This is a genomic window from Sporolactobacillus vineae DSM 21990 = SL153, from assembly GCF_000377985.1.
In the GTDB taxonomy this organism is placed as follows: Bacteria; Bacillota; Bacilli; order Bacillales; family Sporolactobacillaceae; genus Sporolactobacillus; species Sporolactobacillus vineae.
The window spans coordinates 324512-349923 of record NZ_KB899042.1 but is presented as its reverse complement, the minus strand read 5'-3'; the positions used below and the strand labels follow the sequence as shown (position 1 = coordinate 349923).

Below are 25412 nucleotides of genomic sequence, written 5' to 3'. Positions count from 1 at the left end.
ACAGATGGCATCCTAAAAACAAACATTTAACCGGGGGAAACTGCACATGAAAAAAATACTTGTGTTCTCATTGATTTTATCACTGGTGGTCGTTCTAGCGGCCTGCGGAAAGAGCAGTGCCGGTACGAACGGGCAGACAACACTTGTTGTCGGCGCGTCAGCGGTACCGCATGCAGAAATTCTGAAAAAGGCAGCGCCGATTCTCAAGAAAAAGGGCATTAATCTTAAGGTGAAAGTATTCAATGATTACGTTTTGCCGAACAAAGCTCTGGCAGCAAAACAGCTGGATGCGAACTATTTCCAGCACATCCCGTTCCTGGATCTCTACAATAAGCAGCATCATACGAATTTAGTCAGTGCCGGGAAGATTCACATCGAACCGTTTGGCATTTACTCTAAGAAATATAAGAAAGTCAGCGAAATCAAAGATGGTTCAACGATTCAGATCAGCAATAATAAATCCGAACAGGGACGTATTCTGATTCTCCTGGAATCCGCAGGACTGCTCAAAATCAAACCTGGCGTCGACAAAATCAACGCCACGCTGAATGATATCATTAACCCCAAACATCTGAAATTCCTGCAGCCGATCGATCCGGCGATCCTGCCGAAAGCCTATTTGAACAATGCGGCTGATCTGTTTGCTATTAATACAAACTTTGCGCTTCAGGCAAAACTTGATCCCCAGAAGGATGCACGGATTCTTGAAGGCGGCAAATCGCCATATGCCAACATCATTGCTGTAAGAAAAGGCGATCAGAACAAAAAGGCGATCAAGACCCTTGTTCAGGTATTACAGTCCAAGGACATCCAGAACTTCATTACTCAGAAATATAAAGGTGCCGTTCTCCCTGTCAAAGACTGAGCAACTGAGTCAGTCACAGCATTGCAAGGCATTCTCATTAAAAATCCGTTTCCCGCTCGTTATGGGTTGCGGATTTTTGGCTATTCCGGTGAGATACTAACCGAAGATGTTGTGCACACGGTCAGCAGAATGCTTTTTAATTATCTCTGAATCAGCGTTATAATAAAGGCATTGTTCCTGTGGCGGAATACCTTTCCATATCCCGATCCGGCGACGAGTTTTCTTCAGTTGCTATCGATTTACATCTGATATAATATTGTAATGAGAATAGATTGAGAATGGATTTCAGTCAAATATAAGGCAGGAACAGGAGAATCTGCCGAAGCTCGGCATTTTTCCTGGAGCCTGTGATCCGAATAATACTGGAGGCAATGAGATGGCGATACCGGAACTGAGAATAAAAGATCTTCATGTGTCGGTCGAAGACAAGAATATCGTGAAGGGTTTTGATCTTGACGTCAAAGGCGGGGAAATTCATGCCTTGATGGGGCCGAACGGGACAGGAAAATCAACTGTTGCGTCGGCGATTATGGGCCACCCGAAGTATCAGGTGACTTCAGGAAGCGTGACACTGGACGGCAAAAATCTCCTGGATATGACCGTGGACGAGCGTGCCCGTGCCGGACTGTTTCTGGCGATGCAGTACCCGAGTGAAGTCAGCGGCGTCACCAATGCCGATTTCCTCAGAACCGCGATCAATGGGAAACGCGGTGAAGGCAACGAAATTCCGTTGATGAAGTTCATCAAATTAATGGATAAAAAGATGGACCTTCTGGAGATGGACCATCACTTTGCAGAACGTTATGTCAACGAAGGATTCTCAGGCGGTGAAAAGAAGCGCAATGAAATCCTGCAGTTGCTGATGCTGCAACCGAAATTCGCCATACTGGACGAAATCGATTCCGGGCTGGACATTGATGCCCTGAAATGGGTGGCAAACGGTGTGAACGCGATGCGTTCGGAAAACTTCGGCTGTCTGATTATCACCCATTACCAGCGGCTCCTGAATTATATCAAACCGGACAAAGTGCATATCATGATGAACGGCCGCATTGTCACCACAGGCGGACCGGAACTGGCCGTACGTCTCGAAAAGGAAGGCTATGACGGCTTGAGAAAAGAACTTGGCATCAAAGACGACGAGACCGTTGAAGCCTGATCAGCCACCATACGGAGAACAGGAGTGAGAATATGGCAACAGAAGTGCAGAGCCTTCCGTTTGATGCGGAAGCATTGACACGCTTTTCTGAAGAGAGAATTGAACCGAAATGGTTTACCGATAGACGCATTCAGGCACTCAGTCTTGCTGAGGAGCTTCCGCTTCCGAATCCTGAGAAGACAAGGATCGACAGCTGGAATTTTACCCGCTTCGACTATAATGCGGTGGGGAAACCGGTCCATGATCCTGCCAAACTGCCGGGGAACGCAGGACAGTTAATCGGTGCTGAAGAAAAAGCCGGGAATGTTCTTGTTCACCACAACGGCACCCCGGTCTTTCGCAGCATTCGCCCGGATCTTGAGGAGAAGGGTGTTATTTTTACCGATCTTGCGACGGCGATACGGGAACATGGCGACCTGGTCGAAAAATATTATTTCAAAACGACGCAGCTTAAAAAGCATAAGCTGACGGCATTAAACGCGGCGCTTGTCAACGGCGGCACATTCCTTTATATTCCGAGAAACGTCGCGATCGAAACACCGGTTCAGACCGTTTATTATCAGGACGCTCCTTCATCAGGACTGATCGCTCACACAATTATCGCTGCAGAGCCGGGCAGCTCAGTGACCTATGTCGAAAGCTTCCTGTCAGGCAGTTCGGTCGGTGAGGGCGTTGCGAATCTGATCAGTGAGGTCCGCGTCGGAGAAAATGCTCACGTCAAGTATGGCGCTGTGGATAACTTTTCCGATAAAATCGTTACCTATGTAAACCGGACGGGGAGCGTTGCTCGTGACGGCAGTCTTGAGTGGGCACTCGGTCAGATGAACGATGGAAACACCCTTTCGGAAAACGCCACTGATTTGCAGGGTGACGGTTCTTCGGCCGATACGAAAGCGGTCAGTATCGGCAGCGGGGAGCAGAAACAGAACTTTGACAACTATATCCGCCATGTCGGCAAGGGAACGATTAGCAGGATGCTTGTCCGCGGTGCGCTGAAGGATGCATCGAACTGCATTTTCAATGCCCGGACAAAGATTGAGCATGGTGCTTCCAAAGCCGACGGGGAGCAGACACAGCGTGTCCTGATGCTCAGTGATCAGGCTCGCGGCGATGCCAACCCGATTCTGCTGATTGATGAGTACGACGTTATTGCCGGCCACGCCGCGTCGGTAGGCCGGGTAGATCAGGATCAACTGTATTATCTGATGAGCCGCGGCATTCGCAAGGAAACCGCTGAGAAACTGATCGTTGAGGGATTTCTGGAACCGGTAGTCGATCTTCTTCCCGTCGCCGGAGTTAGAAATCAACTGTCCGGTCTGATTGAAAGGAAGGTTGGCTGATGATTGACGTACAAGCGATACGCAAAGATTTTCCGATTTTGGATCAGGAAGTAAACCGGCATCATCTTGTCTATCTGGATAATGCGGCGACTTCCCAGAAACCCAATTCGGTAATCGACACGATTTCCGATTATTACCGCAGGGACAACTCAAATGTCCACCGCGGAGTACACACGCTCGGCACGCGGGCCACAGAACATTATGAAGATGCCCGTGAGAAGATCAGAAAATTTATTAGTGCAAAAAGTACAAAAGAAATCATCTATACAAAAGGTACCACCGATTCGCTGAACATGATTGCCTATGGTTACGGAATGGCCAATCTGAAGCGCGGCGATGAGATCATCATCACCAAAATGGAACATCACGCTAACCTGATTCCATGGCAGCAGGTCGCCCGGGCGACCGGTGCGGTATTGAACTATTTTCCGATGGAGCCGGACGGCACACTGGACCTGGATAAGGTCAGGAATGCGATTACCGAACGTACCAAGATTGTCTCCTGCACGGAGGTCTCCAATGTGCTGGGAACAGTGAATCCGGTGACGAAGATTGCTCAGCTCGCTCACGAAAAGGGAGCCATCATGGTGGTCGACGGGGCCCAGAGTACTCCGCATATGCCGGTTGATGTTCAGAAGATGGATACGGATTTCTTTGTTTTCTCCGGTCACAAAATGCTTGGTCCGACCGGGATCGGTGTCCTTTACGGCAAGCAGAATCTGCTGGAGGCCATGGAGCCGGTTCAGACCGGCGGTGAGATGATCGACGAAGTCGGGTTCCACAGTGCGACATGGGCTGAACTGCCCTGGAAGTTCGAGGCAGGTACACCGCATATCGCCGGAGCGATCGGACTCGGTGCGGCAATTGATTACCTCAATGGAATCGGCATGGATGAGATCCAGGCTTATGAAAAGAAGCTGACGGATGTCGCCTATGAAACCATTTCAGCGATAGACGGCGTCACGGTGTACGGACCCAAATCACGTTCCGGTCTCGTCACATTCAATATTAAGGGGATCCACCCGCACGATGTATCCACAGCGCTTGATGCAGAAGGGATCGCTGTCCGGGCCGGCCATCACTGCGCCCAGCCGCTGATGCAGGTTCTGAAATGCGAGTCCACCGTGCGCGCCAGCTTCTATTTTTACAACACAATGGATGAGATTGAAAAGCTGGCGAAAGGAATCAAGGATGCAAAGGAGTTCTTTGAACATGCCATCTAATCTGGATCAGCTCTATCGTTCCGTTATCATGGATCATTATAAACGTCCCCGCAATCACGGGACACTTGAAGGTCCGGACAGCATGACGATCAGCATGAATAATCCTTCCTGCGGGGATAAAATATTTGTCTCACTGAAACTGGACGGAGACAAGATTGTCGATATTAAGACAAGCGGCAGCGGCTGCGCGATCAGCCAGTCTTCTGCATCGATGATGACCGAAGCCGTGAAGGGGCTCAGGATCAAGGATGTCGATGAGCTTTCCTTTGACTTTTCAGAACTGGTTCAGGGCCGGGAGCATAATGACGACCTGGATCTGGGAGATGCTGAGGCACTGCAGGGCGTCTCCCAGTGGCCGGCAAGAATCAAATGTGCGACTTTGCCCTGGAAGGCTATGGAAAAATGCCTGCGCGAGGCGGTAAAATTGCAGGCTGAGCAGCAATAATTTCAACAATTCTGTGAATTCTGTTAAAATGATGAAGACAAGATCATCGGACCTAACAAGACGAAACCTTCAAGTGATCCGTTCTGACAGAAAATTTAAAGGAGGCGCAATGTCATGGCCACAGAACAGAAGATTCCGGAAATTGATGAATATAAATACGGATTCAGAGAAAAGGATGTCTCCGTGTTCCGTACCAAACGGGGATTGAGCGAGGATATCGTCCGTGAAATCTCAAAAAAGAAGAATGAACCGAAATGGATGCTGGAATACCGGCTTAAGGGTCTGCACCATTTCTTCAAGCGGCCGATGCCTCAGTGGGGCGCCGATCTCAGTGCTCTGAAATTTGACGACCTGACCTATTACGTAAAACCCGTTCAGAATCAGGGCCGTTCCTGGGATGAAGTTCCGGGAGAGATTAAGGACACGTTCGACAAGCTGGGGATTCCGGAAGCCGAACGCAAATATCTTGCCGGTGTCTCGGCACAATATGAATCAGAAGTTGTTTATCACAGCATGAAGAAGGATCTCGAGAAAGAGGGGATCATCTTTATGGATACCGACTCAGCACTGAAGAAACATGAAAACCTGTTTCGTGAATACTTTGGCAGAGTGATTTCTTATGCCGACAATAAATTTTCCGCATTAAATGCAGCTTGCTGGTCCGGCGGTTCGTTCGTCTACGTGCCGAAGGGTGTTAAGTGCAAGACCCCGCTGCAGGCTTACTTCCGGATCAATTCCGAAAGCATGGGCCAGTTTGAGCGGACGCTGATCGTTGTCGACGAAGGTGCTTCCGTCCACTACGTCGAAGGGTGCACGGCACCTGTGTACTCCAACAGCTCGCTGCACAGCGGCATTGTGGAAATTTATGTCCGTAAGAACGCCTACTGCCGGTATACGACCATTCAGAACTGGGCGAACAATGTTTACAATCTGGTTACCCAGCGTGCCATTTGTGAAGCACACGCCACGATGGAATGGGTTGACGGGAACATCGGCTCCTGTGTCACAATGAAATATCCGTCTGTCGTTCTTAAAGGTGAAGGCGCCCGGGGGAATACACTGACGATTGCCATCGGCGGCAAGGGGCAGAATCAGGATACCGGGTCAAAGATGATTCATCTGGCACCGAATACGTCATCCACGATCATTTCAAAATCGATTGCGAAAAACGGCGGCAATGTTACCTATCGCGGAAAAGTTCATTTCAGTCCGAAAGCGAAAAATTCGCGGGCACATGTTGAATGCGACACGTTAATTATGGATGCACAGTCGACTTCCGACACTGTGCCCTATAATGAGGTACTGAATAAAGATATCTCACTGGAACATGAAGCGAAAGTATCCAAAGTGTCCGAAGAGCAGCTGTTCTATCTGATGAGCCGCGGGCTTACTGAAGAAGAAGCTACAGAGATGATTGTGATGGGCTTCATTGAACCGTTTACCAAAGAACTCCCGATGGAATACGCTGTCGAAATGAACCGGCTGATTAAATACAATATGGCTGGATCCATCGGTTGATCCTACTGCAAATTTTCTTTCAACGGACGGGGGGCTTTCGATCTGGGTGTCAGATCGGAGGCCCTCCGGTTTATTCTGCCGAGGAAACAGAAAGCGTGCTTTTCTGACAGACAGGGCCGGAGAGTTGGATTAAAATGATAATCTGGGTCCGGATAAGGATCCTCGTTTGACTGAACGTGAAGCCTGGGAGGCCTATGTTTGATATCACTTCACTTTTTACACACAAATGATCTGCACAGTCACTTTGATCACTGGGGCAGTCTCGTCAGTTTTCTGAATAAGGAGCGCAGGACACTGCGCCGCCAGGGAGAACCATACCTGACACTCGATCTTGGTGATCATATGGACCGTTATCATCCGATGACGGAGGGCCTTTTGGGTCGGGGCAATGTCCGGCTGCTGAATGATGCCGGATATGATTATATTACGATCGGAAATAATGAAGGCATTACGTTTACAAAAGATATTCTGAAGGTCGCCTATGAGAAGCGGAAGTTCACGATTATTCTGGCCAATCTGTATGACGAGAACGGGAAACGGCCGGAGTGGTGCATCCCGTGGACGATTCATCAGATGGCCGGTGTTCGGGTCGGCCTGATTGGCCTGACTGCTGCATTTCCTAAGTTCTACAGTTTGCTGGGATGGGATATCCATGATCCGATGACTGAACTGAAGCCGATCGTAGCGGCCCTGAAGCCGAAGACAGATCTGATTGTTCTGCTCTCACATGTCGGTCTTCCTTTTGACGAACGGGTTGCTGAGGAACTCGATGGCATCGATGTGATCATCGGGGCCCATACCCATCATGCGCTGGAGCAGGGACTGACGGTCGGCACGACATTGATTGCCCAGGCCGGAAAATACGGGCGCTACGCGGGTCACGTCGTCGTTGAATACGATGAAAAAGCGCACAAGGTGGTTCATAAGGGAGCCGATCTCGTGACGCTGAGAGAGGCGCCTGATGCACAGACGGATCAGGAAGTACGCCGGCTGACTGCTGACGGGGTAAACAGGATGCAGGAACAAATCACGTGGCTGAAACGGCCGCTTCAAGTCAACTGGTATCAGGATACCGAGATCACGTCAATCATGGCTGACGCGCTCCGGAAGTGGTGCCACGCGCAGATCGGCATGGTCAATGCCGGCGTCATCCTTGAAGGCTTGCCGGCCGGTGCGGTTACCCGTTATGATATTCACCATATTTGTCCGCATCCGATTAATCCGTGCCGGGTGGTAGTTACTGGTCAAGAGATTGCCGAGATGATTGCGATCGGACTGAAAAAGGATTTTCAGACTTACGAACTCAAAGGCTTCGGATTTCGCGGCAAAGTCATCGGGAAACTGATTTTCAGCCATCTGACGTATGCGACCGATCCGGAGAGCGGAGAAGTCCGTGCCGCAACGATTCGTGTCGCGGGAGCGCCGCTTGATCTGAAGAAAAAATACAGTATCGGGACGATCGATGTCTTTACAATGGGGCACTTTCTGCCGCCGATTGTGCGGGCCCGGCAGGAGTTCTACCTTCCTGAGACGCTGCGGGATCTGCTGGCCTGGCGCCTGAGCGAACTGGATTAATCCCTGTTCGGACAGTCGGGTATCTGTCACCTTCTTTGCGGAGCGTTCATAGGCTGTAGCGAAGGAGGCGGCTGAAATTGATTCAGTTGAAACTGATTGAAATCGGCGGCAGGCCATTTACAGGAGTATCGGTAAAACTGCCGAAGACGACGCTGCTCAGCATATCGAATGATACGGGATATATTATGTGCGGAGCCCTTGATGTGAGGCTGCTGAATGATCAACTCTCCGACCGTCGGATCATCGCCGGAAAAGCCGTCGGCGTCAGGACGCTGGAGGAGCTTCTTGACGCGCCGCTGGCGGAGGTGACGCTCGAGGCGGAAAAACGAGGCATCGTTCCCGGAACGTCAGGGAGAGACGCTCTTCTGCTCATGTAGCTCTTCCCGAATTAATAAAAGACTTTTATCTGTCCCCTTTGCGGCATATAGATGTTGTGAAGGGGGTTTGTCATGTTTAAACCCAGCAGACGTTACCGAAGCAGGAGTATGCCGGCCAGAAGAGTGTTTTTTGTTTCGCTGATCCTTTTTGTCCTGTTCACGTCGATGGGTATCTGGCTGGTGAATGAACAGATGAAGCCGGCGCTAATGGGCATTGCCGTGACCCAGGCTGAGCAGTTGGGCAACTATGCCATCAATTATGGTACCGGAGAAAGTGTCCTGGCGAACCTGAAGTCCGGCGATGATCCGAACAAGCAGCCGGGCATTGATGCGAATAAATTGATCGTGACCCACCTGAATAACCAGAAAGAGATCAGCTATTACTACCTTGATTCGGGTGAGGCAAACCGGATAAAGACCGTGGTATCCAACCGGATCCTCTGGTTTCTCCGCGCTGCGGAAAAAGGACAAATTTCAATGACGAATGGTCCCGGATCGGATCTGGAATATTTCATAGGCGAAAGAAACAGAGGGATTATTGCCGACATCCCGCTCGGACAGATTATGAACAATGCTTTACTGAGCAATTACGGTCCGAGAGTACCGGTGAAGATGGATGTCGTCAGCAATGTTCAGACGGATCTGCGCTGGAACTATCAGAATATCGGGATTAACAATATTGTTTTTATGATTTATCTGGACGTCAAAGTAAAAGTAGACGTCATTGTTCCGTTTGCCATTCAGTCCAAAACCATTTCTCAGCATATTCCAGTTGCTTCCAGTGTCCTTCCCAAAGGTGTGCCTTATTATTACAGTTCAGGCGCGAGCGGGTTGTCACCGGCACTTCCGGTGAATCCACCGGGCAGCTCGAATAAGGGAACTTCAGCGAACAGTCAGTAGCCAGAATCCGTAGTCCTTATCTCCTTTTGAGACGTTCCTGATTCTCCCAGAGCCGCAGGGAGGGATAGGGATCAATGGAATATTCGCTGACGCCGTTATCATGATAGAGGCCGTAGTGTAAGTGCGGGGGAAACTTGCCCATCGTCCCCTTCGGACCATAACCCGAGCTGCCCACATAGCCGATAATCTGGCCCGGGCTGGTGACCGTGCCTTTCTTCAGATGCGGGGCATAACCATTCAGGTGGGCAAAATAGTGATAATTTCCCTGAAGGTCGCGAAGACCGATCCGCCATCCTCCGTATTTATTCCAGCCCTTCATTTCGATGACCCCGTAGGCCGTTGCCCGTACCGGTGTCCCATAGTCGGCGAACAGATCGGTTCCTTCATGAATGCGCAGGCCGCCCCAGCCGCGGCGCGCGCCCCATGTCGGCTCATAATCATAATTTGCGGTCAGCGGAAGTGGAAAAGCATAGCCGGTTAAATTGACTGTATTGAATTTTCGAAAAATAGCCGCATTCTCTTCAATCAGTTCGACCGCCTTTCCTCTGTGAAAATAATTCCAGATGGCAATACGGGTATTCTCTTCTCCCGGACCGAAAGCGGCAAGCTGCTCGGCAAAGGCCAGCAGCGCATCTTCCGGGTTTTTCGGGTCGGCTTTGCCGTCCCCGTTGCCATCCTTTCCTGTTCCACCGAAGAAATCAATCGAGACCGGATCCTGGTCGTGCAGACGGATATTAAAGAGCCCTGCCCAGTCCCGGTCCGTACTTGTCAGACTGATCAGCGGTCGGTGTTCCGGACGGTTTACCGAAGCGGTGATATTGCGGGCATACTGGTCGCAGGCGGCAAGCATCGCCCAGTCAACTCCGGTCAGGGCAGCTGTTTTAAGATACAGGCTCTTTCGCTGATCCGCCGGCGTCACCGGATCACTGTGCTCGGCATCAGCAAAACCGGAATAAGCAAAGAAAAAGGTCATCAGACAAAACATCATTTTCGAGACACGATTCATTATTGCGCTCATCCTTTCTGAATTCTTCATCACCGGGAGCTGCGGGAACCGCCACTTTTATCCGGGGCAGGACTTTTTTCGCTTACCGGTGCGATCTGTTATAATGGAAGCAGGATCATCTCGGCTGAATCACAGGAGCACCCGCTTCAGTCTTCACTGCCGGGCAGCGGAAAGAGGGAAAACCCACGTGTTTGAAACGACCGTATCTGTCGATCACCGCCGATACGAGGTGATCAAAGATGTACGAAATGGCTGGAATGAAGATGCATTTTTAAAAAGATACAGCGATATCCTTGAAAAGTTTGATTACATTGTCGGTGACTGGGGCTACGATCAGCTGCGTCTCCGCGGGTTTTACGAAGACAGCAATCACAAATCCACGTTTGACACGAAAATCAGCACGCTGGTGGATTATCTGGTGGAATACTGCGGCTTCGGCTGCGCCTATTTTGTTCTGAAAAAAGTTTCCAAAAAGTAAATCGGCAAGAGTAGCCCACTTCGTTTTCCGGATTATTTTGCTCAGAAAAAAGCATTTCATGAGTCTGCCGGCGGGATGGTAAAACAGAACGGCTGATTCCGCAGACAGACCGAAGGAGCGGTGTCATATTATGTACTTTGTGGACAGAGAAGCTATTTTGCATCAGCTCGACTACCTGGATCGCCTGCTTGCGCTTTTTCCGGAAGGCAGCTGGCAGACACCGATCGGAAAGCTGGCCCTTGAACGGATCGTTCAGAATACGATTGAATCGATCATTGATGTGGGCAACAAGATGATCGACGGCTTTATCATGCGGGATCCCGGCGGCTATGAAGACATTATCGATATTCTTGAAGATGAAACGGTGCTTCCCCATGAGGAGGCTGATTCGCTCAGAAAGGTGATTGACCTTCGCCGGATGCTGGTTCAGCACTATACCGAAGTTGATCATGCGCTGCTGGAAAAAGCGATGAGCGAAAATATCCGTGCGTTAAAAGCCTTCGCCGGACAGATTACGGATTACCTGGAAAAAGAGCTGGGTCCGGTATCTGCTTTCACACCGGACAAACATAAAATCTAATGAAGACCGCTGTAAAGAGCTGGAGGATGAAACTGGATGAGAAAGACGTATGATGCATTTCTGCTCGACCTGGATGGTACCGTTTATCGCGGTATGGAACAAATTCCGGAAGCAGTGGCATTTGTCAAGGAACTGAAACGCCGCGGTCTGCGGTACCTTTTTGTAACGAACAATTCGACACGGACGAAAGAAAAAGTGGCTGAGGAACTTAAGGGCTTCGGTATCCCCTGCACGGAAGATGACGTGCTGACGACGAGCATGGCCACGGCAAGCTACATAAAATCAGAAAAACCGGACGCGACGGTCTATTATATTGGCGAAGAGGGCCTGAAGCAGGCGATGAGACAGGAGGGGCTGACGTACGACGAAGAGCATCCGGATTATGTTGCTTTCGGGATGGACCGGCAGATTACCTATGAGAAATATGCAAAAGCCTGTCTGGCTGTCCGCGCCGGTGCAAAGTTTGTGTCCACTAATCCGGATGTTGCCCTCCCTAATGAGCACGGGCTCGTTCCGGGGAACGGTTCACTGACTTCAGTGATCAGTGTCTCGACGGGTGTAGCACCGCTGTTTATCGGCAAGCCGGAACCGATTATCGTCGAACTCGCATTGAAGAAGATCGGCGCGACCAAAGAACGGGCGCTGATGATCGGTGATAATTATGACACAGATATCCTTGCCGGAATTCATGCTGGTATGGATACATTGATTGTTCTGACCGGTGTGACTTCACCTCAGGCATTGAGACAGAAACCGGTTCAGCCCACTTATCAGGTGAATTCACTCAGTGAATGGCAATTCTGAAACTGAATCCATTAACCTCTCAGACCGCCCCTCTTTAAGGGACGGTTTTTTCAATTTAACAGCCGGTGTTACTGATCGCTGTTCCTGATGCATAGACTGGGCATAGCCCTGATCGCTAAGGAGGGAACGTGAATGGAAGATGGTGCAGCACGGCATGAACTGGTCAGCCGGAATTACCGGCTGGAGGCGTCCGGGAGCCAGCCGCTGCGGCTTTTCTTTCAGCCGGAACGATCCTTTTATCACCGGAATTTTGATGCCCTTTCGTCTGCTGCCGGCCATCTGGCACAGAATACGGAGATCCCCTGTTGCCGGATGGTCCGTACCATTTCCGGCAGCTTTACACTGGAGGCGAACGGCGAACGGGTGATTTTGATGATGGTTCCCGGTGAGAGACAGATACTGCCGCCGGCGGGACGGATGCTCGCCCGCTTTCATCAGGAGACGCGCATCGCCGATATCAGTTATTTTTCCGAATCACCGCTTTCCGGTAAGTCGGCCGGACTGGCCGGTCAACTGGACCGGCTGGGGGAAAAATTCAGGGAGCTCGAAGGGAAATCTGAATATACCCCTTTTGAACGGATATTCCTCGCAAATTTTGCCTATTTCGCCGGTTGCGCTGAAAATGCGCTTCAGTATCTGGTAAATCTGACGATTGATGAACCGGAACCGGATCCCCTGGTCCTCACGCACAGACGCCTGACTGGGATAAGGGCACTCTATCCCGAGAATCCCGCAAACTGGGTCGCGGAAGATCGGTCCCGTGATTTATCGGATTGGCTAAGAGCACTTGCCTGGCGGGCAAATGCCCAGGAAGCCGATGTGCTTACCAGACAGTTTCTTGACGATTACGAGGCGATCTGGCCGCTGACCCGCCGAACGGCGGCATCGGTGTTTGCCCGCCTGCTTTTTCCGCAAGCCTATATTGCATGCTGCGAGCAGTATTTTTTCAGTGAACGGGAGAGCGGTACGGCACACCTTCATGAGGCTCTGCAACGGTTTGAGGATCGGGCACCGGAAAAGGAACGGCTGCTCATGTTACTTGCGGCACGCTATCCCTGGATCCCGGTTCCGGAATGGGTCAGCAAAGCCGGGTCGTACGAACAGCAGAGATAAATCCCTGAACAGGTGCAAAAAAAGAATCGGACAGGAACCGTCCGATTCTTTGCGTCATCATTCTCCAAATTTCTCAGAAGACTTGTTCCAGTTCCCTGACGCCAGGGACATTCTCCATCAACGCCTGCTCGATGCCGGCTTTAAGCGTCAGCGTGGAACTCGGGCAGTTCTGGCAGGCGCCGAGCAGCCGGACGCGAACGATGCCGTCATGTACGCCGAGAAGCTCCACGTCTCCGCCGTCCCGGATCAGGAATGGGCGAAGTTTCTCAATGACTTCTTCAACCTGTTCATACATTAAAAACACTCCCTGATCAATAGTAAAGGTGATGCTTATTCGCGGATGCCACGACTGTAACCAATAGTGTCATTATATCGTGTTTCCCACTGAAAAGCTATTTTGACGGCCGTATTGAGCAATCAGCGGTGACTGATTCGCCAGATCGTGCTATATTTAGAACTAATCCGGAATAAGGTGAGGTGGCGAACATGGAACTGACCGTGTACGGGGCAGAAGTCATTTGTGCCAGCTGCGTACAGGCACCTTCATCAAGGGCAACCGCAGAATGGCTTGATGCGGCTCTGTCGCGTGAGTTCGGCGGTCAGGTGACGATTCGTTATGTATCGATCCTAAGTCCTGAAACCGAACAAGACCGTGTCTATTGTGAACGGATCCATGCCGATGAATTTTTCTTTCCTCTGGTGGTTTCCGGAGACACAGTTCTGGGTGAAGGCTTTATCTCACTCGGACCGATTGTAAAGTTCCTGCATGAACAGGGGATCGAATCGATAAGCGAATCATCACAAGGATGAACTGCCCAAGAACCCGACCGGGTGAAAGAAGGGACACGATTGCTGGATTTTCATCATACATGGCCCTATGAACGTGTAGCCAATGATATTTATTTTGAGGAATGCCCGTTTTGTCATGAATCGCCGGTATTGATTCCCATCAAAAAGGAAGCAGTGGAGAATGCGTTTGAAGGAATCCGGACGCATATTGTCATGCCGTGCTGTCACGAAAAAATAGTTGTCGCAAGTATGGATCAGGACTACGTCTGGGCAACCAGAGTTCTGAGATAATGAATCGGAGTGTGAATAAGGGATGGAAACTGCCTATCCATTCACCAAAATGCATGGACTGGGAAACTGTTATATTTATCTGGACGGCGTCAGCAGGAAACTGACCATACCGTCCTGCAGCAAACTGGCACAGAAGGTATCGGATCCTTATAAGGGCATCGGTTCCGACGGGCTGATTCTGATTCTGTCGTCAGACAGTGCCGATGTACGGATGCGGATCTTTAATAAAGACGGATCAGAGGCAAAAAACTGCGGGAACGGCCTGAGATGTGTGGCAAAGTATGCCTATGAACATCAGCTTGTCGGTTCAGAATCGTTCACAATCGAAACGCTGTCCGGAGTGAAAAAGGCCACGGTACATCCGGTTGGCCGGACTGTCGATCAGGTGACCATCGATATGGGCGAACCGATTCTCGAACGAGGAAGGATTCCGGTTGCCGGAGGGAAGCCGCGCAGCAGGGTCATTCATGAGCGGCTGAAAGTAGATGGAACTGAGTATCGGTTTACCGGTGTTTCTATGGGGAATCCCCACGCCCTGTTTTTTGTCGATGACGTGGCGGATGCACCGATTCACCGGCTCGGTTCTCTGCTGGCAGATACGTACCCGCTTTTTCCAGACGGCGTGAATGTCGGCTTTGTGCACATTTTAAACGATCATGAGCTGGACTACCGGGTCTGGGAACGCGGATCCGGGATTACCCAGGCCTGCGGCACAGGCGCCTGCGCATCGGTTGTTGCTTCAATCCTTGAGGACCGGGTGCGTCGGGATGTCCCGGTGACTGTTCATCTGGCCGGCGGTGATCTGACGATTGAATGGCTGGCGGCGACGAATCGTGTGCTGATGACCGGTGAAGCAAAAACGATCTGTCAGGGGACTTATTTTTTTGAAGCGGCCGGCAGCAAAGCGGCGACTCTTTAATTGTGATTAAAGTCACGGAAGGATATAATGACAGTAATAGTAAAAGGAGCTGATCCAGATGACGATTACACTGACTGAGGCGGCAAATTTCCGGGTGAAAGAAATGATCCGTGAAGAAAAAGGAGAAAATCTGTTCCTTCGCGTCGGCGTTGGTGGCGGAGGCTGCTCCGGACTGACCTACGGTATGGGGTTTGACGATCGCGTGGTTGACGGCGATCAGGTCTTTGAACAAGACGGACTGAAAGTGGTTGTCGATAAGAACAGCGCACCGCTGCTCAATGGGGTCACGATTGACTTCAAGCAGAATCTTGAAGGCGGCGGATTTACGATCGACAACCCGAATGCGATTTCCACCTGCGGCTGCGGCCATTCTTTTAAAACGGCGGCCAATGAGGGAGAACCGTCAAAACAATGCGACTGTTGAAGCACTCGCATTTCCGAAAAACGAATTGCTTCTTTCCGACGACCCGCTGAATTTCAGCGGGTTTTTTGCACATTGCGGGAAATACGTATAATAATATGTGCTTTGCACGTGCTTAATACGTGTTATAATAGAGGGTGAGGTGATCAGAATGAGTCAGGATCAGTATGTTTTTCCGGCAGTTTTCACCAGAAGTGATGAAGGTTTGATGATTTCTTTTCCCGATCTGCCAGACTGTGAAGCAACAGCTGCTTCAACTGAAGAGGGCTTTGAACATGCCAGGGAAGCACTTGCACTGCATTTGTACAAAATGGAAGAAAATAACGAGGACATTCCCCAACCGTCGGATGCCACTGAGATTCAGGCGGAGGCAAATGCATTTGTGACGGTGATTGATGCCTGGATGCCGCCGCTTCGGAAGAAGATGGAGAACCAGGCTGTGAAAAAGACACTGACGATTCCGAAGTGGCTGGATGATGCCGCAAAATCTGCCGGCCTGAACTATTCACGGATCTTGCAGGATGCTCTGAAAGAGGAACTGAATATTGATGAACAGGACAGCACTTTCTCTGTTCAGGATAAGCTGGGCAAACAGCTCAATAAGGTCAAAAGAAGCCTCAGGGATTTGTCACGGATTCGGGTTCATGTCAATATGGCGGACGCTGATGATGCGCCCAATTCGGTGATCGATGACCTGAATTCAGTCAAAACCGAAATCAAGAATGTTACCGAAAAGCTGAAGGACACCTATTCGTCTGCAGAACTGAACCGTCTGTCTGAGAAACTGGACCAGATTGCGGATAAAATAAACAGGAAATTCCACTGAACGATTTCTTCAGCGAAATGACCTTAGTTAGATTCAGGCACCCGTTACGACGGCCGTGCCGCTTTTTTTTTACAGTTTTCCTGATTCCATGGCATTATTCTTGAATTGTTAACAAAAAAGACATATTATTAAAAATGAAAGCGAAAAACTCTCCTTGAATTTTCATACGTTTTCTGTGTGAAAAAGAGAACATAAGATGAGTTTTCGGTAACAGAGCAATAATACAAATAAACAAATAATATTTTCAAGGGTGGCTGTGAAAAATGGGCAAGCCTCAGATTGTAATTCTTGGTGCCGGATACGGCGGTATGATCACAACAGTACGGCTGACAAAGGATCTAAGTGCAGAAGAAGCGGATATCACGCTCGTTAATAAGCACAATTATCACTATCAGACAACATGGCTTCATGAAGCTGCAGCAGGAACGATACATCATGACCGGACACGGATGCTGATTAAAAATGTAATCAATAACAAACGAATTAACTTCGTCCAGGATTCTGTCAGATCGGTGGACAGGGAAAATAAAAAGGTCATTTTGAAGAATGGCGAACTGGATTATGATTATCTGGTGCTGGCACTCGGTTTTGAGTCGAATACATTCGGCATTAAGGGACTTGAAGAGTATGCTTTTGCGATCCGCAGTGTGAATACGGCGCGGCGGATTCGTGAGCACATCGAGTACAAATTTGCCAGCTATAATAATGATCCGGATGCCAAAGAGAGTGATCTGACGATTGTTGTCGGCGGTGCCGGGCTGAGCGGGATTGAATTCATCGGTGAACTCGTCGATCGTGTCCCTGAACTCTGCAAGGAATATGATATTGATCCTGCAAAGGTTAAGATCATTGATGTTGAAGGACTGCCGATTGTATTGCCTCCGTTTGAACGGGATCTGGCGGAATATGCCCAGAAATATCTGGAAGACAAGGGTGTTGTGTTCAGACTGGGTACGTTTATAAAGGAAGCCACTCCGGACGGCGTTCTTGTCCAGAAGAAGGACGCCGAAGAAATGGAAGAGATCAAGGCGGGAACGGTCGTCTGGACAGGCGGTGTCAAGGCTAACCACATTGTCGCCGATTCCGGTTTCGCGACCAACCGCGGCAAGATTCAGGTGAATAAGGACCTCCGGGCACCGGATGACGACCATGTCTTTGCCGTGGGCGATGTTGCCGTGTTCTTCCCGAAAGAAGGCGAGCGCCCGTATCCGCCGACGGCTCAGATTGCGGTTCAGGAAGGGGAAACTGCAGCGAAAAACCTGACCCATCTGATCAAGGGAGAAGATACGGAACCGTTCGTCTATAAGCAGAGAGGAACGGTCGCTTCGCTTGGCGACAAAGAAGGAATCGGCGTTGTCTTTGATAAGAAACTGAAAGGGAAACCTGCAGCAACCATGAAGAAAATTATCGACGACCGCTACCTGCTTGAACTCGGCGGCGTCGGACTGATGCTGAAAAAAGGTAAGCTTAAACTGCTCTGATTGATCGTTAAAAGAACAGGAGCCTGCGGAAGAGAGACCCGGAACTGATTCGGATCTCTCTTTCTCTCTTTTAAGATAATATGTCCGTCTGTATCTGCTTCAAGGGATAAATAAATGTGTGAATCGCCTCGAAATGGGGAAAATGAAGGTTAAGGTATGTACTGACGATCAGTTCGCGTGAACCGCGCACTCTCGAACAGAGTGTGTCCATTTTCTTCAGAAGCAAAGAGGTGACCGATCATGCTGAAAGTGGATCTGAAAAAGCTGAAGCTGCTGAGAAAGAACCGCATGTCGCTGGAAGAGATGTCGACACGACTGGGCTATGATAGCCCGAACGGGTATTATTATCTTGAGTCCGGACGCAGTAAAATTCCGGCCGATGTCCTGGCCAAAGTGTCCGTCATTCTTGATGTGCCGATTCAGGAACTTTTTATTGATGATGAAAACCAGGATGAAAAATAATCTCCTTGTTTCCGGTACAGAATGCGTTTTCACAACTTTGAATTTATCCGGGTGCATGCTAAACTTAATTATTAGCATGTACCATGCAGACGGCAGATAGCGGCCGTTTTTCAGCAGCATCCGGAAGGAGACAAAATTATGTGTGGTTTTTGCGGCTACATATCCGATAAGAATGATCTAGAGCCGGGAAATAATGAACAGAATGAGATGACCGCGCGTGCGGCAATCATCAACCATCGGGGTCCAGATGATGCCGGTTATTACACAGACGATCAGGTGCAGCTCGCTTTTCGCCGGCTGAGTATTATTGATCTTGCCGGTGGCCATCAGCCGCTGCCGTTTGAAAATGAACGCTACTATATCATCTATAACGGTGAAGTTTATAACTATCTGGAAATCCGTGAAGAACTGGTGCAGAAAGGCTATGAGTTCAAGACCACTTCCGATACGGAAGTGATCGTCGCACTTTATGCGGACCAGGGCGAGGCCTGTGTCAATCGTTTCCGGGGAATGTTTGCTTTTATCATCTGGGACAAACAGGAAAAGACGCTGTTCGCAGCCCGGGACCATTTCGGCATCAAACCGTTTTATTTCATGCAGAAAGACGGCGGCATATTCTTTGCATCCGAAGAAAAAAGTCTTCTGCTGGGTGAGAAGAACGATCCGGTCTCCGAGAAAGCCCTGCAGTACTACCTGACTTTTCAATACGTACCGGATCCGCTCACGCTGAATGAGCATATCCAGAGCCTCGAGCCTGGACATTACCTGATTAAGAAAAACGAACAGCCTGCAGAAATCAAAGCTTACTGGGTACCGTCTTTTGCTCCGGTGGAACAGACGCTTGATGATGCTAAAAAGAAGATCAGAGACGTCCTGATCGATTCGGTTAAAATGCATATGCGAAGCGACGTGACCGTCGGCGCTTTTCTGTCAAGCGGGATTGATTCAACGAGCATCGTTGCGCTCGCTAAGCGTTTCAATAACGATATTGAGACGTTTACCGTCGGTTTTGCCAGCAAGGGCTACAATGAAATCGATATTGCCAGGGATTCTGCTGAAAAGCTTGGCGTCGAGAATTTCTCGGTGGAAATCTCTCCGGAAATGGTTATGGAGGAGATGCCGAAGATCGTCTGGTATATGGACGATCCTGTGGCCGATCCGGCAGCCATTCCTAATTATTTTGTTGCCCGGGAAGCCCGAAAACATGCGAAAGTCGTTCTTTCCGGTGAAGGCTCGGATGAATTATTCGGCGGCTACACCATCTATCATGAACCGATTTCCCTGAAGTGGTTCGATGCCGTACCGGATCCGGGGAAAAAGCTGCTGCACGCCCTTGCTTCAAGGCTGCCTGAAGGGGTGAAGGGACGGAGTTTTCTGCTGCGCGGGACCACGCCGCTGCCGGAACGCTATGTCGGCAATGCGTTTATCTTTGATGAAAAAGAAAAGAGTTATGTGCTGAAGACCTATTCCGAACAGTCGCGGTTTACCAACATTACGGATCCGATATATCGCGACGCTGCAGCAAACGGCAAGCTGGACCAGATGCAGCTCGTCGACATCGAGACCTGGCTGCGCGGCGACATCCTTGTCGTTGCCGACCGGATGACGATGGCCAATTCACTGGAGCTGCGTGTTCCGTTCCTGGATAAAGAGGTTTTCAATGTTGCCCGAACGCTTCCGGCAGAGCTGAAAACCGGCGGCGGCACGACGAAATATGCTTTCCGTGAAGCAATGCGCGGTATCGTTCCCGATTCGATACTTTTCAGAAGGAAACTTGGTTTTCCGGTACCGATCCGGCTCTGGCTCAAGGATGAGATGTACGACTGGGCACGCAGTATCATCCGCGACAGTGATACCGACCATTATATTAATAAGAATTACGTTGCTAAACTGCTCGACGACCATCGTGCCGGCAAAGCGGACAACAGCCGGAAAATCTGGACGGTGCTGATGTTCATGCTGTGGCATCAGATCTACATTGAGAAATCGATCGATGTCCGCCCGCAGCCGGTTTATCAGGCATGATTCGGTCCGCTTCTGACCAATAAGCGGAAAGAAAAAAGATCCCGCCCGGTTCAGTCTCCGTCCTCCCGTTTTTACGGGATTCAGCGCTGTTCCGGGATGGGATCTTTTTTACGCGTCTGCGGATCAGCGGGTCAGCGGGTCTCAGTTTCCCGTCTGCGTTCGAGTTCCTCACTCGGTTTGAACAGCAGTGTCAGCGAGTAAAGGGCACATAGGCCGACGATACCGTAAATAATCCGGGCAACTGCGGTATATGTACCGCCGAAGATGGTCGCGATAAGATCGAATTGAAAGAAACCGATCAAGCCCCAGTTGATGCCCCCGAGGATAATCAGGGTAAGGCATGTTCTCTGTAAACCGCTCATCGTTTTCCCTCCTTTTATCTGATTGTCGGCACTTCTATAGGTTGTCTCAAGGCCCGTTAATTATACATGATAAGAATAATTTTTCACCGGCACAGACGATTCATGGCATTCTGGTTACATCGGTTCGCTATGTGAAGAAATTAACGTACTTTCACTTGAATTTCACCTGCTTGTCCTGTAAAGTTATTAAGTGGAAACGGTGTCAGATACGATATCATTGGAGGCATAATCATGGGAAAGAAAGTTTCATTCGATTACAGTAATGCGCTTTCGTTTATTTCGGAACATGAGCTGGATTATTTAGCACCACAGGTTAAGGCGGCTCATCAGGCCATCCATGAAAAGACGATTCAGGGCAATGACTTTCTCGGCTGGCTGACTCTGCCGACGGATTATGATAAAGAAGAATTTGCCCGGATTCAAAAGGCAGCTGAAAAAATCAAAAGTGATTCCGATGTCCTGATTGTCATCGGCATCGGCGGGTCTTATCTCGGTGCGCGTGCCGTCATTCAGACACTGCATCATACGTTCTATAACGTGTTAAGCAAGGCAGAACGTAAAACACCGCAGGTTTTCTTCGCCGGAAACAGCATCAGTTCAACGTACCTGAGTGAACTGATTGATGTCGTCAAAGACAAGGACTTCTCTGTTGACGTGATTTCCAAGTCCGGAACGACGACGGAGCCGTCGATCGCATTCCGTATTTTCCGTGAATTGCTGGAAAAGAAATACGGCAAAGAAGAAGCAAAGTCACGTATCTTTGCGACGACGGATAAAGCAAAGGGCGCTTTGAAAACACTGGCGGATCAGGAAGGCTATGAAAGCTTCGTCATTCCCGACGACGTCGGCGGACGTTTCTCGGTACTGACGCCTGTCGGACTTTTGCCGATCGCGGCTTCAGGCATTGATATTGATGAGCTGATGTCCGGCGCACGGGCTGCCCAGAACGATTACAGTGAACCGGAACTGAGCAAGAACGAGGCTTATCAGTACGCCGCAGTCCGCAATATCCTTTATAACAAAGGAAAATCGGTTGAGATGCTGGTCAACTTCGAACCTCATCTGCACTATCTGGCAGAATGGTGGAAGCAGCTGTTCGGCGAAAGTGAAGGGAAGGATTTCAAAGGTCTGTATCCGTCTTCAGCCGATTTCAGTACGGATCTGCACTCACTTGGTCAGTTTGTTCAGGAAGGCAGTCGTGTGATGTTTGAAACCGCGGTGCTCGTTGAGAAACCGCGCAAGGATATCACGATCCAGTCGGAAGCTGCCAACCTTGATAATCTGAATTTTGTCGCCGGAAAAACAATGGATTACGTGAATAAACGGGCAGCCGAAGGGGTACGCCTTGCACATACCGACGGCGGTGTTCCGCAACTGGTCGTCACCGTACCTGAACTGACGGCCTATCATTTCGGTTATCTGCTGTACTTCTTTGAAAAAGCGGTTGCTGTCAGCGGATTCCTGCTCGGTATCAACCCGTTCAATCAGCCGGGTGTGGAAGCATACAAAAAGAATATGTTTGCGCTGCTTGGCAAACCGGGCTATGAATCAGAGAAAGCCGATCTTGAGGAACGCTTGAAACACTGATAAGCCCCCTCACCATTACAAGATCATTGTCAAAAAAGACTCTGTGCACCATGCAGAGCCTTTTTAATTTCTGTGAACGTGCTGGCAGGCTTCCCGGCAGCGGCACATTTGACGGCGTCCTGCCAATCCCTTAACATGAAAGCAGAGAATGGATGCGGTAGGTGCATCCTCATGAATTTCCGACAGACAAAAGGAGAGAGAAGATAGATGCGCGGAAAAAAGTCAGGCGTGCTGCCAAAACTGGTCAGCATTCTTGTGACGTTGATTCAGATTATTATTGTGCTGTATCTGGCACTGAAATTTTTCGGCGCAAACAGCACTCCGTTTGTCCGGTTCCTGAATAGCTTGAGCGAACCGATCCTGCAGCCGTTTAACGGCATCTTTCATCCGGTATTAATCGGCAACAATACACTTGATCTTTCAGCGGTGTTCGCTCTGATTGTCTACAGCGCAATTGGCTTCGGTCTGCAGAAGATTTTCACGCTTCTTAAACTGTAGACTCCGGTTATGTCTCGCTATTGTATGCTGCAGGAGCACTCGCACTTCCCGCTCCAAATGGCGGGCGGAAAAGGTACTTTATTTTTGAATAACCTAAACTTGAATACGAAAGATACAGAAACCGCCTCAGCTGAGACGGTTTTTTTCGAGAAATGATCATGTAACGATCCGTGGGAACTGTCCGGAAAATTGCAAGTGAACACCTGGACTGTTTACCATAAATTGTTATTTGGCCGGATTTTGCTTTGTGACGGCTGGATTTTGCACTGTATCAGTCAGATTTCTCTCTTGTCATGCACTTCACTCAGTTGCCCATGCCGGGCGCACCTAAAACAAAAAGACCAGTTTCTTTATGGAAACTGGTCTTTCACGTGAATATGAATGATGGAGCACAGGGGGATCGAACCCCTGACCTCTGCCATGCGAAGGCAACGCTCTCCCAGCTGAGCTAGTGCCCCATGAGAAAGCTCAACAGGAAATATATTAGCAGAATCGACGGGCTTCGTCAATATTTTTCACCGATAAAAATGAAATCTATAGTTTATAGGAAATGAGTCCCTTTTTCACTATTTTTGTTAGAAAATATAACATAAAATATTGAAAATCTTTATTAATTATATATAATTAACATTGTTACAAATTTTCACGCATTTTTCATTTACCAATTCCTTTTGGGAGGCGTTTGTATGAGTGGCATTTTTTCCACAAAACCGATCGACACATTAATCGGGGAGACAAAAGGGAAGCAAGGGTTGAAGAAGGCCCTCAATGCCGTCGACCTGACGATGCTTGGTATCGGTGCAGTCATCGGCACCGGCATCTTTGTCCTGACCGGCGTTGCGGCTGCACAATATTCAGGTCCGGCGTTGGTGATTTCCTTTATTTTCTCCGGCCTTGCCTGCTTCTTTGCGGCCTTGTGCTATGCCGAATTTTCATCAATGGTGCCGGTTGCCGGCAGTGCGTATACATATAGCTATGCGGCACTCGGTGAGCTGTGGGCCTGGATTATCGGCTGGGATTTGATCCTGGAATATGCCGTCGCGATCAGCGCTGTGGCCATCGGCTGGTCAGGCTATGCGGTAACGCTTCTGAAAAGTATTGGTATTTCGCTGCCGGCAGCGGTCACCCTGGCTCCCGGCGCCGGCGGTATCGTCAATCTGCCGGCGATGATCATTATCGGACTGATCTCCTGGTTGCTGATTTCAGGTGTCCGCGGTACATCCAACCTGAACAACGCAATTGTGGTCATCAAGCTTGCTGTCATTGCTTTATTCATTATTCTTGCTGTCTGGCACGTTCAGCCGGCCAACTGGCACCCATTCATGCCGTTCGGCTTCAATGGGGTTGTTTCCGGCGCAGCGGTGATTTTCTTCGCTTATCTCGGATTTGATGCTGTATCCACTGCTGCTGAGGAAACCGTTAACCCGCAGAAGAACCTGCCTAAAGGGATCATCTATTCCCTGGTTATTTGTACCTTGCTCTACATAGTAGTCGCGGCGATCCTGACCGGTGTCGTCAGATATACTGAACTGAACAATGCTGCGCCGGTTGCATACGCTTTGCAGCGGATCGGTATCAACTGGGGATCTGCGCTTGTTTCTGTCGGCGCGATTTGCGGGATCACATCGGTCCTTCTGGTCATCACATACGGCCAGACCCGCATTTTTTTCGCAATGTCACGTGATGGTCTGATTCCTTCATTGTTCGGTAAAGTCAGTGCACAGCATAAGACCCCGGTCACTTCAACAATCCTTGTCGCGATCGTGACCATGATCGCATCCGGTTTCCTGCCGATTGGCATCGTTGCCGAACTGGCAAATATCGGTACGCTGTTTGCGTTCATCATCGTGTCGATTGGTGTGTGGGTTTTGCGCCACAGACAGCCGGACAGAAAAAGAGCATTCAGAACGCCCTGGGTTCCGGTCGTTGTTCCGCTGTCTGTACTCTCATGCGGTTATCTGATCATCCACCTTCAGGAAGCAACATTGCTTCGTTTCGTTGTCTGGTTTGCGATCGGCATGGTCGTCTATTTTGCTTACAGCCGCAATCACAGTGAGCTTCAGAAGGAGCTGGCTGCTGAAGCGAATAAGCCGGCATCCTGAGCGTCCTGCAGTTATTCATAATTGGAAAAACAAGCATAAAAAACTGCTTCCTCACGTTGATGGGAAAGCAGTTTTTTATGCTGCCTGTTATTTTACCAATAATCAGAAATATCTTTAAATAAAGAAACTTTAATTATATATTATTCATACAGAAGACACAACAAGGATGTAATAAAATATAACATTAGATCTTGAAATCATTTCGCATAAAGCTATAATGGTTAATATATTAATTGTTTCACAATTCATTTACTTCAAATTTATTT

Annotated in this window: 27 protein-coding genes and 1 tRNA gene; 24 read left to right on the top strand and 4 right to left on the bottom strand. The window is 49.4% G+C overall.

Going from position 1 to position 25412, the window contains the following annotated elements:
* Window positions 1-46 precede the first annotated feature (46 nt).
* The 9 genes from D889_RS0101755 (at window position 47) to yunB (ending at window position 9402) form a co-directional block, all read left to right on the top strand.
* The gene (locus D889_RS0101755) at window positions 47-865 is read left to right on the top strand and encodes a MetQ/NlpA family ABC transporter substrate-binding protein (protein ID WP_010631386.1); all 819 of its coding nucleotides are present in this window, start codon (window positions 47-49) and stop codon (window positions 863-865) included.
* 376 nt (window positions 866-1241) lie between these two features.
* Window positions 1242-2024 (top strand): Fe-S cluster assembly ATPase SufC, encoded by a 783-nt coding sequence (sufC, locus tag D889_RS0101750; RefSeq protein ID WP_010631385.1) that lies wholly within the window; start codon window positions 1242-1244, stop codon window positions 2022-2024.
* Window positions 2025-2056: 32 nt separating this feature from the next.
* Window positions 2057-3364, top strand: coding sequence for a Fe-S cluster assembly protein SufD (gene sufD / locus D889_RS0101745; RefSeq protein WP_010631384.1), 1308 nt, complete (start codon window positions 2057-2059; stop codon window positions 3362-3364).
* On the top strand, window positions 3364-4587 hold the full coding sequence (locus D889_RS0101740; protein ID WP_010631383.1) for a cysteine desulfurase: 1224 nt from the start codon (window positions 3364-3366) through the stop codon (window positions 4585-4587). Before sufD ends, D889_RS0101740 begins: the two co-directional genes overlap by 1 nt.
* Entirely contained in the window at window positions 4577-5032 is a 456-nt protein-coding gene (gene sufU / locus D889_RS0101735) for a Fe-S cluster assembly sulfur transfer protein SufU (protein WP_010631382.1), read from the top strand. The genes D889_RS0101740 and sufU overlap by 11 nt, the downstream gene beginning before the upstream one ends.
* 114 nt (window positions 5033-5146) lie before the next feature.
* On the top strand, window positions 5147-6550 hold the full coding sequence (gene sufB, locus D889_RS0101730; RefSeq protein ID WP_010631381.1) for a Fe-S cluster assembly protein SufB: 1404 nt from the start codon (window positions 5147-5149) through the stop codon (window positions 6548-6550).
* Between the two features lie 198 nt (window positions 6551-6748).
* Complete coding sequence (locus D889_RS0101725) at window positions 6749-8125, top strand: bifunctional metallophosphatase/5'-nucleotidase (protein WP_010631380.1); 1377 nt, start codon at window positions 6749-6751, stop codon at window positions 8123-8125.
* Between the two features lie 77 nt (window positions 8126-8202).
* Window positions 8203-8502 carry a YunC family protein gene (locus D889_RS0101720; RefSeq protein WP_010631379.1) on the top strand — a complete coding sequence of 100 codons (300 nt, stop codon included), beginning with the start codon at window positions 8203-8205 and terminating at the stop codon, window positions 8500-8502.
* 72 nt (window positions 8503-8574) lie between these two features.
* On the top strand, window positions 8575-9402 hold the full coding sequence (gene yunB, locus D889_RS0101715) for a sporulation protein YunB (RefSeq protein ID WP_010631378.1): 828 nt from the start codon (window positions 8575-8577) through the stop codon (window positions 9400-9402).
* A gap of 16 nt (window positions 9403-9418) precedes the next feature.
* On the opposite strand, the gene D889_RS0101710 is transcribed toward yunB, so the two are convergent.
* Window positions 9419-10408 (bottom strand): M23 family metallopeptidase, encoded by a 990-nt coding sequence (locus tag D889_RS0101710; RefSeq protein WP_010631377.1) that lies wholly within the window; start codon window positions 10406-10408, stop codon window positions 9419-9421.
* 187 nt (window positions 10409-10595) lie between these two features.
* Between D889_RS0101710 and D889_RS0101705 the strand changes: the two genes are divergently transcribed.
* The 4 genes from D889_RS0101705 (at window position 10596) to D889_RS0101690 (ending at window position 13383) form a co-directional block, all read left to right on the top strand.
* Window positions 10596-10886 (top strand): YutD family protein, encoded by a 291-nt coding sequence (locus tag D889_RS0101705; RefSeq protein ID WP_010631376.1) that lies wholly within the window; start codon window positions 10596-10598, stop codon window positions 10884-10886.
* A gap of 130 nt (window positions 10887-11016) precedes the next feature.
* A complete protein-coding gene (locus tag D889_RS0101700; RefSeq protein ID WP_010631375.1) occupies window positions 11017-11466 on the top strand; it encodes a DUF86 domain-containing protein in 450 nt (149 codons plus the stop codon).
* 36 nt (window positions 11467-11502) lie between these two features.
* Window positions 11503-12270: a TIGR01457 family HAD-type hydrolase gene (locus D889_RS0101695; RefSeq protein ID WP_010631374.1), complete on the top strand. Its 768-nt coding sequence runs from the start codon at window positions 11503-11505 to the stop codon at window positions 12268-12270.
* Window positions 12271-12402: 132 nt separating this feature from the next.
* Window positions 12403-13383, top strand: a complete 981-nt coding sequence (locus tag D889_RS0101690; protein ID WP_010631373.1) for a protein kinase family protein — start codon at window positions 12403-12405, stop codon at window positions 13381-13383.
* A gap of 73 nt (window positions 13384-13456) precedes the next feature.
* On the opposite strand, the gene D889_RS0101685 is transcribed toward D889_RS0101690, so the two are convergent.
* A complete protein-coding gene (locus tag D889_RS0101685; protein WP_010631372.1) occupies window positions 13457-13678 on the bottom strand; it encodes a NifU family protein in 222 nt (73 codons plus the stop codon).
* Between the two features lie 191 nt (window positions 13679-13869).
* On the opposite strand from D889_RS0101685, the gene D889_RS0101680 reads away from it, so the two are divergent.
* From D889_RS0101680 to asnB, 8 genes are all read left to right on the top strand, one after another.
* Complete coding sequence (locus D889_RS0101680; protein WP_010631371.1) at window positions 13870-14193, top strand: DUF1462 family protein; 324 nt, start codon at window positions 13870-13872, stop codon at window positions 14191-14193.
* A 39-nt stretch (window positions 14194-14232) separates the two neighbouring features.
* The gene (locus D889_RS0101675) at window positions 14233-14463 is read left to right on the top strand and encodes a hypothetical protein (protein WP_010631370.1); all 231 of its coding nucleotides are present in this window, start codon (window positions 14233-14235) and stop codon (window positions 14461-14463) included.
* A gap of 22 nt (window positions 14464-14485) precedes the next feature.
* Entirely contained in the window at window positions 14486-15382 is an 897-nt protein-coding gene (dapF, locus tag D889_RS0101670; protein ID WP_010631369.1) for a diaminopimelate epimerase, read from the top strand.
* A gap of 58 nt (window positions 15383-15440) precedes the next feature.
* Complete coding sequence (gene erpA / locus D889_RS0101665) at window positions 15441-15806, top strand: iron-sulfur cluster insertion protein ErpA (RefSeq protein WP_010631368.1); 366 nt, start codon at window positions 15441-15443, stop codon at window positions 15804-15806.
* Between the two features lie 148 nt (window positions 15807-15954).
* On the top strand, window positions 15955-16629 hold the full coding sequence (locus D889_RS0101660; RefSeq protein ID WP_010631367.1) for a type II toxin-antitoxin system HicB family antitoxin: 675 nt from the start codon (window positions 15955-15957) through the stop codon (window positions 16627-16629).
* Window positions 16630-16892: 263 nt separating this feature from the next.
* Window positions 16893-18110, top strand: a complete 1218-nt coding sequence (locus tag D889_RS0101655; protein ID WP_010631366.1) for an NAD(P)/FAD-dependent oxidoreductase — start codon at window positions 16893-16895, stop codon at window positions 18108-18110.
* Between the two features lie 240 nt (window positions 18111-18350).
* The gene (locus D889_RS0101650) at window positions 18351-18572 is read left to right on the top strand and encodes a helix-turn-helix domain-containing protein (protein ID WP_010631365.1); all 222 of its coding nucleotides are present in this window, start codon (window positions 18351-18353) and stop codon (window positions 18570-18572) included.
* Window positions 18573-18710: 138 nt separating this feature from the next.
* The gene (gene asnB / locus D889_RS0101645; RefSeq protein WP_010631364.1) at window positions 18711-20597 is read left to right on the top strand and encodes an asparagine synthase (glutamine-hydrolyzing); all 1887 of its coding nucleotides are present in this window, start codon (window positions 18711-18713) and stop codon (window positions 20595-20597) included.
* Window positions 20598-20728: 131 nt separating this feature from the next.
* Here asnB and D889_RS0101640 read toward each other — a convergent pair whose 3' ends face one another.
* On the bottom strand, window positions 20729-20959 hold the full coding sequence (locus tag D889_RS0101640; protein WP_010631363.1) for a DUF378 domain-containing protein: 231 nt from the start codon (window positions 20957-20959) through the stop codon (window positions 20729-20731).
* A 231-nt stretch (window positions 20960-21190) separates the two neighbouring features.
* On the opposite strand from D889_RS0101640, the gene D889_RS0101635 reads away from it, so the two are divergent.
* Together D889_RS0101635 and D889_RS0101630 are read left to right on the top strand one after the other, a co-directional pair.
* Window positions 21191-22546 carry a glucose-6-phosphate isomerase gene (locus D889_RS0101635; RefSeq protein WP_010631362.1) on the top strand — a complete coding sequence of 452 codons (1356 nt, stop codon included), beginning with the start codon at window positions 21191-21193 and terminating at the stop codon, window positions 22544-22546.
* 207 nt (window positions 22547-22753) lie between these two features.
* The gene (locus D889_RS0101630) at window positions 22754-23044 is read left to right on the top strand and encodes a YggT family protein (protein WP_010631361.1); all 291 of its coding nucleotides are present in this window, start codon (window positions 22754-22756) and stop codon (window positions 23042-23044) included.
* Between the two features lie 385 nt (window positions 23045-23429).
* Here the strand turns inward: D889_RS0101630 and D889_RS0101625 are convergent.
* A tRNA-Ala gene (locus D889_RS0101625) sits at window positions 23430-23502 on the bottom strand.
* 228 nt (window positions 23503-23730) lie between these two features.
* Here D889_RS0101625 and D889_RS0101620 point away from each other — a divergent pair.
* Window positions 23731-25146 carry an amino acid permease gene (locus D889_RS0101620; RefSeq protein WP_010631360.1) on the top strand — a complete coding sequence of 472 codons (1416 nt, stop codon included), beginning with the start codon at window positions 23731-23733 and terminating at the stop codon, window positions 25144-25146.
* The last annotated feature ends 266 nt before the right edge of the window (window positions 25147-25412 follow it).